General features: G+C 69.1%; 12 protein-coding genes and 1 pseudogene. 2 read left to right on the plus strand and 11 right to left on the minus strand.

The window, feature by feature from the left end; all coding sequences use genetic code 11:
• Position 1: 1 nt before the first annotated feature.
• Positions 2–580: a CueP family metal-binding protein gene (locus VR894_RS18305; protein WP_324653868.1), complete on the minus strand. Its 579-nt coding sequence runs from the start codon at positions 578–580 to the stop codon at positions 2–4.
• Positions 581–1,085: 505 nt separating this feature from the next.
• Positions 1,086–1,310, minus strand: a pseudogene (locus tag VR894_RS18310) (four-helix bundle copper-binding protein); the annotation flags it as partial.
• 42 nt (positions 1,311–1,352) lie between these two features.
• On the opposite strand from VR894_RS18310, the gene VR894_RS18315 reads away from it, so the two are divergent.
• Positions 1,353–1,580 carry a DUF305 domain-containing protein gene (locus VR894_RS18315; RefSeq protein ID WP_324653869.1) on the plus strand — a complete coding sequence of 76 codons (228 nt, stop codon included), beginning with the start codon at positions 1,353–1,355 and terminating at the stop codon, positions 1,578–1,580.
• Positions 1,581–1,709: 129 nt separating this feature from the next.
• On the plus strand, positions 1,710–2,300 hold the full coding sequence (locus VR894_RS18320; protein WP_324653871.1) for a DUF305 domain-containing protein: 591 nt from the start codon (positions 1,710–1,712) through the stop codon (positions 2,298–2,300).
• A 367-nt stretch (positions 2,301–2,667) separates the two neighbouring features.
• Here VR894_RS18320 and VR894_RS18325 read toward each other — a convergent pair whose 3' ends face one another.
• The 9 genes from VR894_RS18325 to VR894_RS18365 all read right to left on the minus strand — a co-directional run.
• On the minus strand, positions 2,668–4,086 hold the full coding sequence (locus tag VR894_RS18325) for an NADH-quinone oxidoreductase subunit N (RefSeq protein ID WP_324653873.1): 1,419 nt from the start codon (positions 4,084–4,086) through the stop codon (positions 2,668–2,670).
• Between the two features lie 12 nt (positions 4,087–4,098).
• The gene (locus tag VR894_RS18330; RefSeq protein ID WP_110853978.1) at positions 4,099–5,580 is read right to left on the minus strand and encodes a complex I subunit 4 family protein; all 1,482 of its coding nucleotides are present in this window, start codon (positions 5,578–5,580) and stop codon (positions 4,099–4,101) included.
• A gap of 2 nt (positions 5,581–5,582) precedes the next feature.
• On the minus strand, positions 5,583–7,511 hold the full coding sequence (locus tag VR894_RS18335) for a proton-conducting transporter membrane subunit (RefSeq protein ID WP_110853977.1): 1,929 nt from the start codon (positions 7,509–7,511) through the stop codon (positions 5,583–5,585).
• Positions 7,508–7,810: an NADH-quinone oxidoreductase subunit NuoK gene (locus tag VR894_RS18340; RefSeq protein WP_110853976.1), complete on the minus strand. Its 303-nt coding sequence runs from the start codon at positions 7,808–7,810 to the stop codon at positions 7,508–7,510. Before VR894_RS18340 ends, VR894_RS18335 begins: the two co-directional genes overlap by 4 nt.
• Entirely contained in the window at positions 7,807–8,370 is a 564-nt protein-coding gene (locus VR894_RS18345; RefSeq protein WP_110853975.1) for an NADH-quinone oxidoreductase subunit J, read from the minus strand. Before VR894_RS18345 ends, VR894_RS18340 begins: the two co-directional genes overlap by 4 nt.
• Before the next feature lies 1 nt (position 8,371).
• Positions 8,372–9,304 (minus strand): NADH-quinone oxidoreductase subunit H, encoded by a 933-nt coding sequence (locus VR894_RS18350; RefSeq protein ID WP_110853974.1) that lies wholly within the window; start codon positions 9,302–9,304, stop codon positions 8,372–8,374.
• The gene (locus VR894_RS18355; protein WP_110853973.1) at positions 9,297–10,424 is read right to left on the minus strand and encodes a hypothetical protein; all 1,128 of its coding nucleotides are present in this window, start codon (positions 10,422–10,424) and stop codon (positions 9,297–9,299) included. Before VR894_RS18355 ends, VR894_RS18350 begins: the two co-directional genes overlap by 8 nt.
• Before the next feature lie 77 nt (positions 10,425–10,501).
• The gene (locus tag VR894_RS18360; protein WP_110853981.1) at positions 10,502–10,852 is read right to left on the minus strand and encodes an NADH-quinone oxidoreductase subunit A; all 351 of its coding nucleotides are present in this window, start codon (positions 10,850–10,852) and stop codon (positions 10,502–10,504) included.
• Between the two features lie 436 nt (positions 10,853–11,288).
• Positions 11,289–11,513: ATP-binding protein (locus VR894_RS18365; protein WP_324653879.1), on the minus strand; the 225-nt coding region annotated here is incomplete at its 5' end.

The raw sequence follows: 11,513 nt of genomic DNA on the forward strand, positions 1-11,513 counted from the left end.
GTCAGGTGAGCTGGAGGGTGGTCAGGCAGGTGGCGCCGTCGTCGGTGGTGGCGAGGTCCGTGGCACCGGTCAGTCCGTCGTAGCTGACCTCGATGGTGCCCTGGACGTCGCGGGGGAGCCAGATTCCGACGAAGCCGTTGTCGAAGGTGGTCATCTGCTCCTCGAGGAGGACCTCGCCCTCGTCGTTGATGATCCGCACGCCGAGGTCCTGGTCGGTGAGCTCGCCCTGGCAGGTGGTGAGGCTGTGGTAGAAGCACTCGTGCGTCTGGTCGACGTAGGGTGCCACGGACAGGTAGAAGCGGTCCTCGGGCATGTCCACGGCCAGTTCCTGCTGGCCGTCGGAGAACACCAGCTTGTCGGGGCGGATGGAGGCCATGAAGTCGGTGGGCCGGTCGGCGCCCCCGAGCCGGTCGAGGTGATCGATGATCTCCGCGGTGTCCATGCCGGCCAGGCCGTGGGCGTCGAGGAACTCCGCTTGGGCACCGGTGGCAGCGGGCTCAGTATCGGTGTCGGTGTCCGCGGAGGAGCATCCGGCAAGGACGAGCACGAGCGCTCCGAGGACTGTGGCAAGTCGTTTCACGTTCTTCTCCTGTTTGGTTGTCCTCATACTGCGGGGACCGGATGAGGCTGGGGGTTCGCGCGGCAGTGCTGGTCGGCAGGCCAACGGCCCAGCGTAGAAGGCCGCTCTTGTCACGGTTTAGGCATTTCGTCCCGACCCATCATGAAGGTCGCCAGCAGGCACCCGCGTGCCACTACTGCGCGGCCGCGGGCGCGGCCCTCGTCGAGCTCAACGCTCGGTTCGACGTCCTGGTGTGGACCCTGGAGTGCGGCTCCGACGAGGGACACGGGCTGATCCTGCGGCACTGGCCATGGTGCCGCTGGTCCTGGTCGACGAGGAGTTCTTCAGCAGCGGACGCTTCCTTCGGCGCCGGCTGGAGAAGTTGCTGCCGCTGTGCGCGGCCGCGGCGTGAGAAAGATCTGAGCCGTGGGAAGTGAGCTCATTTCCGGGGGTGGACTTGGCAAGGCGGGCGAGCCGTTCTGCGTCTCGCCCGCCCGAGAAGGCATCGCCTGTGAGGCTGCAGTCCTCAGCCGATGGCGGCGAGGAGTTCGGTGCAGGCCTGCTCGCAGGCCCGGCAGGCCTCGGCGCAGATTCGGCAGTGCTCGTGGTGCTCGGCGTGGGCCGCGCACTCGTCACCGCAGGAGCGGCATGCCTGGACGCAGGCCTGGAGCATGGCGCGGGTGAGGTTGGCGTCGTAGCCGGTGTGGCGGGACAGGACACGGGCTGTGGTGTCGCAGATGTCGGCGCAGTCCCGATGGGCGGCATGGACCACGGCGGCATGGACATGGAGGGGATGAGCCAGGAGGAGGCCATGGCCGAGCTGGAGTCCCTGTCCGGCGCCGAGTTCGACCAGCGGTTCCTAGAGCTTATGATCGCCCACCACCGCGGCGCGGTGGACATGGCGCAGGCCGAACTCGACGGCGGGGAGAACCCGCAGGGGCTCGAGCTGGCCCAGAAGATCATCGACGACCAGCAGGCCGAGATCACCGAGATGGAGGAGCTCCTCCCACAGGGCCTGTGAAGTTGATCCATCCAGCGGGCGAGCTCAGGCGCGCCCGCTGGCCCATGTCGACCTCAAAACAGGACGGGACCCGCGACCGAGGGAACGATTGAGGACCCCAGCCCTGAATGAGAAGGAGAATGTTTCCCCATGGCAGAGCACGAACACTCGAACGAGGACCACGACAGCCACTCGCGCACCATGAGTATGAAGATGTACCTGCGGTTCGCCGCGATGCTCCTGACCGCGATGGTTGTCATGTACTGGGTGATGTTCGTCGGCTCGTGGGAGTGGGGCCACGTACGCTTCAGCCAGAGCCGCATCTTCATGGCGGTGACCATGGGCGGCGCGATGGGGCTGGTCATGCTCGCCTGGATGCTCAACATGTATAAGAACGCCAAGGCGAACGTCGTCGTCGTGGTGGTTAGCCTCGGGCTGCTGGCGGGCGGGACCGCGTTGGATCGCAGCCAGGCCACGGTGGACGACTCCGCCTTTATGCGCGCGATGATTCCCCACCACTCCCTGGCCATCACGCGGTCGGAGCGAGCTGGGATCGAGGACGTCCGAGTCTGTGAGCTTGCCGTGGAGATCAGCGAGGCTCAGCGGCGCGAGATCTTTGAGATGGACTGGCTCATCGAGGACATCTCGGAGAACGGGGTGGCCGCGACGCCAGAGGAAGCCGCAGAGCGCCCCGTGCCGGCCTTCGATGAGCCTGCAGAGCGTCAATGCGCCACGGACTGAGGTCATGTCCTAGACCGGCCCCTTGTCCACCTCCCGTCGACGGCGCCACCGTCAGCGCAGCAGGGCCACTCCGCCGGCGAAGAACGCGGCCAGGACGCTGCCGGTAGTGAGGAGCTCGCTTCCCACGCTCAGGCCCTTCTCACGCGGCGGCTGCGCTCAGCTGGAGAGGTTCCTCCAGCCGGCGACCGGTGCCGTTGGCGGCGCCAACGAATCGAGCGTCGCCTCGATGCTGGCTATACGCTGCGTGATTGCGAGGATGCCGTCCATGCCGTCCTTTCCGGTCCACCTACCTCATCGGCAGGAAGGTCGGCCATGCTGAGGCTCGAGGGCGCATCTCGCGGGTTCCCATCGGGGTTCTGTGCCGGGGCTACCGAGCCAGTTGACCGTCCAGCACCGTCCACAAGAGTGGTGCGGCCAGACCGAGGGCCAGGACGGCTGACGCTGTCGCGACCGCGGTGGCACCTGCCCATCGAGCCGGCGCCGCGGAACGGGCTTCACCCGGGCCGGTGTCTTGTGCGGGGCGGAACGCCGGTGCCAGCCAGCGCAGGTAGTAGAACAGGCTGGCCACGGTGTTGACGGCAGCAATGATCACCAGCCAGGCCAGGCCGCCGTCCCAGGCCGCGGTGAAGGTGGTGAGCTTGCCGGCGAAGACGGGCGTGGGTGGGGTGCCCACCAGGCTGAGCAGGGCCACCAGTAGTGCCCCGGCCACCCAGGGCCGGCTGGCCGCCAGGCCGCGGTAGGTGGAGAGGTTTGGTCGGCCAGGGGATGCGGCGATCACGGCGAAGCCGCTGAGGTTCGATACGGCGTACCCGGCGAGGTAGAGCAGCATCGAGGGCAGCGCGAGGTCGCTGCGTCCGGCCACGGCCACTGGGAGCAGGAGGTAGCCCGCCTGGCTGACGGTCGACCAACCCAGCAGTCGCCGGGGGTCGGTCTGGGTGAAGGCGGCGAGGTTGCCCAGGGTCATGGTCACCGCGGCGAGCAGGGCGATGAAGAGTCCGGCGTTGACGGAGTCCGGTGCGAGGTCTACCAGACGGTAGGCGGCCATCACGGCACCGATCTTGGGCACCGTGGTCAGGAAGGCGGCCACGGTGGTGCTGGACCCTTGAGCGGCATCCGGGATCCAGAAGTGCCCGGGCACCGCCCCCATCTTGAAGGTCAGGCCGCCGAGCACGGCGACCAGGCCCAGGGTCACCGCGGCCGCCGGGGCCTGGGGCAGCGCGGCGGCGAGCTCTCCATACCCGGTGGTGCCCGCGACACCGAAAAGGACGGTGGCCCCCAGCAGCAGCGCAATGCCCATGAGGGCGCCGATGAGGTAGGTCTTCAGTGCGCCCTCGGCGGCCAGGGCGGTGCGTTCCATGCCGACCAGGGCGTAGAGCGGGATGCTGGAGAGCAGGAACCCCACGGCCAGGACCAGCAGGTCGTTCGCCCCGGCGAGGACCGTACTGCCGAGCGCCGCGAGCAGCAGCAGCACGTGGGTCTCTGACTCTCGTGCCCGCCCAGTGATCTCGTCCTTGCCCAGCGTGATGACGGCGATCGTCGCGACCGTGATGATGACCCGCGCTGCGCTAGTGGGGCCGTCCGCGGCGAACGTCGCGGCGAACACCGCCTCCGCTGGCGTCGCCCAGGCCACTGCGGCGGCCAGGCTGGCGGCGGTGAGGATCAGCAGGGCGAGTAGCCGGGTCAGCCACAGCCGGTGCTGGGGCAGGAAGGACCCCACCAGCAGGGTGAGGACGGCCCCGGCGAAGAGGATCGCCTCGGGCAGCAGGTGGGTGGGGGACATGTTCATGCTCGCCATGGGCTACCGGGCCACGAGCTCGACGACGGCAGCGGCAGCAGGTTCGATCACTGTCAGCAACCAGTGCGGCAGGACCCCGATGATCAACGCCAAGGCGAGAAGTGAACCGATCGACGTCGTCTCGGTGGTGCGCAGGTCGGTGAACCCGGCCGAGGCGCCACGGGTGGTGCCGGTGAGCAGGCGCTGCAGAGCCCGCAGGAACAGTGCGGCGGTGAGGATGATGCCGGGCAGTGCCAGCGCGGTGATCGGGGTGGCGCCGATGCTGCCGGCGAAGATCTGGAACTCGGCGATGAAACCGCTGAAGCCCGGCAGACCCAGGGAGGCAAAGGCCCCCACGGCTAGCAGGGCGGCGAAGCGGGGAGCCGGGGCGGCCAGGCCACCGTAGGAACCCATGTCATAGGTGCGTGCGCGGTCGGCCAACACCCCTGCCAGGAGGAACAGCGCGCCGGTGATCAGGCCGTGGCTCACCATCTGGGTCATCGCACCGGTCACGGCAACTTCCCGGGCCTGGACCCCACCGCCCACCAGCCCGGCTGCGCCGAGGGCCACGATGATGTAGCCCATGTGGTTGACCGAGGTGTAGGCGACCATCCGTTTGAAGTCGGTCTGGGCCAGAGCCACCAGGGCGCCGTAAAGCACCGAGACGATGCCGATGGCGATGATGACCCAGGCCCAGGATCGCCACGCCTCGGGAAGCATCGGCATCGCGATGCGGACGAACCCGTAGGTTCCCATCTTCAGCAGCACTCCGGCGAGGACGGCCGACCCGGCCGCCGGGGCGTCGGTGTGGGCGGGTGGCAGCCAGGTGTGGAAAGGGAAGGTCGGGGTCTTGATCGCCAGGCCGATCACGATGGCGGCCAGGACGAGCCCGCCGGCCACAGGCTGGTCGTTCAGCGGGGCGGCGGCGGTGAGCTCGACCATGTCGAAGGTGTGCGGCTCGGCGGCGAGGAACAGGCCGATGAACCCGACGAGCAGGGCCAGGGACCCTAGGAAGGTGTAGAGGAAGAACTTCAGCGCCGAGCGGGCGGCGTCGCCGTGGCCCCACCCGGCGATGAGGAAGTACATCCCCACGATCGACAGGTCGAAGAAGAGAAAGAAAAGGATGAGGTCCTGGGCGGCGAACAGGCCGATCGCCGTGGTCTGCAGGAACAGGAAGAGCGCGGCCTGGGGGCGGGGACGGTCACCCTCACGCAACGCGTAGACGGCCACAGCCAGGAACAGCACCGCCGTCATCGCCACCAATGGCAGCGACAGGCCGTCGAGCCCCACGTGATAGCTGGCCCCGGCGTTGGGGATCCACGTCACCTGCTCCTCGAAGGCCAGCTCGCCGCGGGGCGCGGGGGCCACCCACATGCCGATCACCAGGGCCAGCTCGACCGCGGCCACCGTCACCCATGTCAAGCGTGCGGCCGCGTCCGGAACCCGGCGCGCCAGCGCCAGTACGACGGAGGCGAGGAGCGGAAAGAAGATGAGGACGCTGAGCATGGTCACCTCACGACGGCGAAGAGGACGGCCGCCGCAAGCAGGACGGCGGTGAGCTGGGCGTAGTACTGGTGGACCTGTCCCGACTGCGGAGCCTGCGCCCACCGGCCCAGACGGCGCGCGACGCCGGCCAGTGCCTCCACGGCCTTGTCCACGCTGCCACGGTCGGCCCTAGCGGCGGCGTGGGCGGCGAGCACGCCAGTCCGGGCGGTCGCCCCTACCCCGCGGTCGAGGACGTCATCATCGACCTGGGCTGCGAAGCGGGCCGCCCGGGCGGTGCCGCCCGCGGCGGAACGGACACCGCGGTCCAGGACGGCGTCGTCGAAGCGGGACAGTGCCTGAGCCAGCACCAGGGTCGGGCGCACGGCCACCGCGTTCGCTGCCCGTTCAAGACTTAGCCAACCACTCAGGGACGCGGGTTCGGGTACGCGCGGACGCGCGATGACCAGCGCCAGGACCCCGAGTGCGATGGCGGCGGAGAGCACCATCTCCCACACGTGTGGGCTGGCCGTGTCCTCACCCAGGGCCGCCCGCAGCATCGTGCCGACCGGGGGTAGGGCGAGCAGGCCGAGCACCGCCGCACCAACCGCCAGAACAACGATCGGGAACTTTTCCCAGCGGCTGACGTGCCCGGTGGGCTGCTGCTCAACACCGGCCCGTTGTGGCTTAGCGGCCCCCCGGCGCTCCGGGCGCCCCCACACCAGGGCCAGGGCCTTGCCCGCGTAGGCGGCCGACAGCGCAGCGCCGGCCAGGGAGAGGACGTACAGGGCGGGGGAGGAGCTGAGCGCGGCAGCGAGAACCGCGTCCTTGGTGGCCCACAACGACAGCGGTGCGACCCCGGCCAATGACAGTGCACCCACGGCGAACGCGATTCCCACCACCGGCCACCGGCGGCCGGCGCCCCGGAGCGCGACCAGCCGTTTGGTGCCCAGGGCACTCAGCCACGCCCCGGCCACCAGGAACAGCAGTGCTTTCGTGGAGGCGTGCGCCACCAGGTGGGCAGCACCCCCGGCCGTCGCACCGAGCCCCGCGCCCAGCACGACGAAACCCAGCTGGGCGGCGGTGGACGCGGCGAGCAACTGCTTGAGGTCCCGCTGGGCCAGCGCCACGATGCCCAGGACCGCTGCGGTCAAAGCACCAAGCCATGCGGTGGCCGTGGCAGCCCAGCCCGTGGCCTGTAGCAGCGGCTCCACTCGCAGCAGCACATACCCGCCCATCGCGACCATCGCCGCGGAGTGCAGGAGCGCGCTGACGGTGCTGGGCCCCTCCATCGCCCGGGACAGCCAGAAACTGAAGGGCAGCTGGGCCGCCTTGCCCGCCGCGGCCACAACCAGACCCACGGCGATCACGTCGCGCCACCCCGGCGCGGCCTGCGGAAGGTCGGCCAGCACCATCCCCGCCCCGCCCGCCAGCGCCGCCCCGGCGGCCAGGTACATCCCCAGGTCCGCGGTACGGGTCACCACGAACGCGGTCAGACCCGCGGAGACTTTCGACTCCTGACGCCAGGAGAACCCGATCAGGGCGTAGGAGGTGGCCCCCATGATCTCCCAGGCGAACAGCAGCGCCGGCAGTGTCGTCGCCGTCGTGGTGAGCAGGACCGCAGCCAGGAACAGCAACATCAGGCCGTGGAACCGGGCGGGGGCCTCGTTCCCCTCGCTCCCAGCGAAGACGAGCACGAGCAGGGCAACGACGCTCACGGCGACCGATACCAGGGCGGACAGGGCGTCCACGCCGAGGCCGAAACTTGCCCCGGCCATAAATGGCGCCGCGACTGAGGGACGGGTGGCGGCAAGGATGCCGGACAGAACTACCACGCCGGCGGCGACGGTCAGCGACACCGGCACGGCGGCCTTCTCCGCCCGGCGTCCGGCCAGGAGCAGACTTGTCCCGGCTACGGTGGGGGCGGCGATGAACAGCCACAGCAGGGCGCTCATCCGGATAGCTCCGTGGCCGAGTCGGTCATGTCGTCCTTGCGGGCACGGTTCACCAGCGTGGCGACGGCGAACCCCATAGCCATCTCCACGGTCATGGCGGCGATGACCACCAGCAGGAGGACCTGCCCGTCAGGAGTGGGCGACAGGTACCACCACAGCGCGGCACCGGCGAGGATGATCCCGTTGAGCATGAGCTCCAGGCCCATCATCACCATGACCACGACCTGCTGAGACAGTGCGCCGTAGAGCCCCACAGCGATGAGCGCGGCAGCCACGAGCAGGAAGATCTCCAGACTCATCGGCCCACCCCACCGCGGATCGGATCCTCCGGGGCCCGGCGGTCGAGGTCCGCGCCCAAGCGGTCATACCGCCCCCGCGGGTTGGCCAGCACGATCCCGGCAACGATCGTGGAGAACAGCACCGCGCTGATGGCCAGCATCACCAGCATGTGCGAACCCATGATCGCCTCGCCCAGTGCCACCGTCGGGTCGGCAGACGGTTCCCCGAGGCGCTCGGGCCAAGGAATCAGTACCGCGGCGGCGGCGAGCACGACGAACGTCAGGCCCGCCAACAGGAGAGAGCCGCGCTTGTTGTGCACCATCTCCATGGGCATCAGCGCCGGATTCATGCCCATGAACATGACCATGTAGATCGCCATGATGGCCATCTCCATGACCATCATCAGCACGATGACCACGCCGATGTAGTCCAGCTCCAAGGACAGGACCATCAAACCCACGGCCACGAAAGAGATGGCCAGCGCGTAGGTGGCCCGCGCCATCGAATCGACGATGAACACCGCAGCCCCGGCGGCGACCGCGACGGCCCCCAGCACCCAGACGACGACAGCCTCGACCATCTCAGTTCCCTCCCACCATGACGATCGACACGATCAGGACCTGTACCAAGGTGGCCGGCAGCAGAATCAACCAGCCGACCTCGGCGAAGCGTTCAGGCCGCACGGCCGGCAGCCGACCGCGCACGAGGACCAGCACGGCCAGCAGGGCCACGGTCTTGAGCAGCGACCACACCCACCCCGGCAGCACCGGTCCGGCCCCGCCCCCCAGGAACAGCGGCACGGCGAAGGCGGCGCCGGCCGCCAGCAACGCGTAGCGCCCGGCCAGCACCAGGAGCCGGTCGGGACCGGAGAGCTCGGCCAGCACCCCGCCGGCGATGTCGCCGCCGGCGGCCACCGAGAACGGTCCCCATACCGAGAAGGCGATCACGCCGAGGCAGAAGACGACGAAGGCCACCGGCATCCACACCACGTACCACAGGCCCTCCTGGGCGGCCGCGACATCACCCATACGTAGGCTGCCTGCCGCCACCGCCGGCGCGACCAGAGCGAACATCAGGGGCAGCTCATAAGACAGTGCCTGGGCGAGGAACCGGTAGCCCCCCACCAGGGAGTGAGCGCTGTTCGCGCCCCAGCCCAGCAGCCACACCAACGCCCAGACGAGCACGTCCATGGCGTTGAACCACACCAGCCCCACGGGAAGATCAGCGATCGTCCAGCGACCCAACGGCACCACCGCCACCATCAGCAGGGCCACCACCACGAGGCCGCCGCCGCCGATGCGCCAGAGCAGCGAGTCGGCGGCCACCGTGGTGCGCCGCCGTTGACGCAACAGCCGCGCGCTCTCCCACACCGGAGTACCCAGCCCGCCTCGGACACCGCCAGCGCGGCCGGCGGCAAGTCCGTCGACAGCAGCGCCGGCCAGCGCCAGAAGCAGGAGCAGCCCACCGGCCACCACCGCCCACAGCGGATGCACCTCCACCACCTGCTCACCCATGGGCCATCTCCGGGCGGGCCGCGATCGCGGTGTCGATACCAGAGCCCGCCACCACAAGCCGGACCGATGCCAGCTCCAGCCCGGTCACCAGGGCGCTCAGGGAGTCCAGCGAGGAGGCAGCGTGGACCGGATCAACCGGCAAAGCGTCCTCCACCGCGCCGCGCGCCTCAGACACCCATCTCTCCAACTGCTCGAGGATGTCGTGCCCGTCGGGGCCCTCATCCGAGAGTGAGGGAAGTCCGCGCAGCGACCACCGCAGCAGCACCGACCGGCGTACCCGGCGCTCGAGCCGGCGCAACGGTGCCGAACACTCTGGTAGCGACGCGCCATCGAGCAGAGCGTCCCGCACACCTCGTGCCTGCCCTGCAGCGCCTTCCCATCCAGCGACAGTGAGAAGCCGGGCAACGGCATCGCAGCGCGCCACAGCGATCCAGCGCCGCTGCTCGGGCTGGGAGGTGTCCTGCTGCGGCGTACCCGCTGGCTGGTCCTCCACGCCGAGAACTTCTGCTGCCTCTGCCTCCACGACCACGTCTCCTTGCACCGAGCAGTGCAGCACCAACCCGGCCGGCCAGTGCGGCATAACCGGACCGAGGGACACGTGCAAGACATCGAGGTCAAGACCATCCCGGTCGGGCCCTCCGCTCGCTAAAGGGATGCCGCCCGGCCCCGACATGTCATGCCCGCCGTGGCCTCCGTGTTCGTCGTGGCCCATGTCGGCGTGGTCGTTGGTGGCGGACTCGTCCTGGCTGCCGGGCTCGGGGTTGTGGCCTTGGTGCTCGCCGTGGCTCATGGCGCCGTGGTCGTGTTGGCCACCCCCCATGCCGGCGTCGTCACCGTCCTCCGAGGACTTGCTTTCAGCGCCATCTGGGCGCGTGAGGGCGTCATGGCGTTGGTGTTCGTCGTTCTTCAGTTCGGCCAGCGCCGTCTCCAGTGCCGCTGAAATGCCCTCGCTAGAACAGATGACGGTCCGCGCCCTAGGCCCGGGCAACTGCGCCCAGACACATTCAAGTATCTCGGCGAACTCACCGTCTGCATGCCCACACACCACCAGCATGTCGGCCTCGGCGGACGAGAGAGCGATTGGCCACGCTCGGTTCACGATCTCCTTTTCGGTGCGCATCCGGACCTCTGCCCAACCGGGTACCTCCACCAGTTGGACATGCACTCGCCGGGTAGCCCAGCTCGCCAATGACCGCCTCACGTCCATCGCAGAGCCCCCTCACGCCAGGCCCAGACCACACCAGCCATGAGGACGCCGAGGAAGGTGAACATCTCCACAACGGCCGAGGCGCCCATCTTCGCGACGACTACTGCCCACGGGTACATGAACAACATCTCCACGTCGAACGCGAGGAAAAGCAGTGTCATCGGGTACCAGCGGGCATGGAACCGGGACAGCGCGTGCTCTTGGGGGTCAAACCCCGAAAGGAAGGGTTTCACCGTGACCGGTTCGGGGTGCAAGGCCGTCGCCCGCCACAGCAGGTACGCCGCGCCCACACCAAGCAAGGCGAGCACGACCATGGCAAGGAGCCCGACATACGTCGACATAGTCACTGCTTTCTCTTGCTTACCCGCTCGGCACGCTATGGCCGATGCGCTGCCTCCGCACCCCCACGTCCAGCCAGAACGATGAAGGTCTGATGAATTCCGTAGAGCAGGCGTTGATCAACAAGGCCCACGTACAGCACAAGAAGGCGGCAGAGCAACCGCGGGCGGGGCGGGTCACCCGGATCAGCTTCAGGCCAGATGGGCTTCACGGAGCTTTCGAGGCAGAGTCCTACTCCGGGCAGCGTGGATGGCTCGATTGGGCGAGGCACCTGCCGCGTGCGCTCGGAGAAGACCGACGGGGCTGGTGCTCGTGATCTGCCTGGGCTTCATGGCCCTTGGCCTATGGGCCATCAGTGTCCTGTTCCCGGGCGACGCCACCGGCAGCCAGCCGCCGGACCGGCTCGCAGAGCGGACGGCGACCAAGGAGACCACCCGGTCAGGATGAGCGGCGCTCCACCCGGGTCCCGGTGTCCACGGGCAGCTCGACGGTGAACAGGGCACCGTGGCCGGGCCCGGTGCTGGTCGCGGTCACGGCACCGCCGTGGGCGTGGACGATGGCGTGGACGATGGCCAGCCCGATGCCCGACCCGCCGTGGGCGCGGTCCCGGGCGGCGTCGGCGCGGTAGAAGCGCTCGAAGAGGTGCGGCAGGTGCTCGGCGGC

The sequence above is a fragment of the Georgenia sp. H159 genome (genome assembly GCF_035607575.1).
Lineage (GTDB): Bacteria > Actinomycetota > Actinomycetes > Actinomycetales > Actinomycetaceae > Oceanitalea.

Excerpts from the sequence above, each read along its gene's own strand:
- VR894_RS18340 (WP_110853976.1), bottom strand. The coding sequence starts at position 7,810 with ATGAGTCTGGAGATCTTCCTGCTCGTGGCTGCCGCGCTCATCGCTGTG.
- VR894_RS18320 (WP_324653871.1), top strand. The coding sequence starts at position 1,710 with ATGGCAGAGCACGAACACTCGAACGAGGACCACGACAGCCACTCGCGC.
- VR894_RS18350 (WP_110853974.1), bottom strand. The coding sequence starts at position 9,304 with ATGGGTGAGCAGGTGGTGGAGGTGCATCCGCTGTGGGCGGTGGTGGCC.
- VR894_RS18345 (WP_110853975.1), bottom strand. The coding sequence starts at position 8,370 with ATGGTCGAGGCTGTCGTCGTCTGGGTGCTGGGGGCCGTCGCGGTCGCC.
- VR894_RS18355 (WP_110853973.1), bottom strand. The coding sequence starts at position 10,424 with ATGCGCACCGAAAAGGAGATCGTGAACCGAGCGTGGCCAATCGCTCTC.
- VR894_RS18315 (WP_324653869.1), top strand. The coding sequence starts at position 1,353 with ATGAGCCAGGAGGAGGCCATGGCCGAGCTGGAGTCCCTGTCCGGCGCC.
- VR894_RS18335 (WP_110853977.1), bottom strand. The coding sequence starts at position 7,511 with ATGAGCGCCCTGCTGTGGCTGTTCATCGCCGCCCCCACCGTAGCCGGG.
- VR894_RS18360 (WP_110853981.1), bottom strand. The coding sequence starts at position 10,852 with ATGTCGACGTATGTCGGGCTCCTTGCCATGGTCGTGCTCGCCTTGCTT.
- VR894_RS18325 (WP_324653873.1), bottom strand. The coding sequence starts at position 4,086 with ATGAACATGTCCCCCACCCACCTGCTGCCCGAGGCGATCCTCTTCGCC.
- VR894_RS18330 (WP_110853978.1), bottom strand. The coding sequence starts at position 5,580 with ATGCTCAGCGTCCTCATCTTCTTTCCGCTCCTCGCCTCCGTCGTACTG.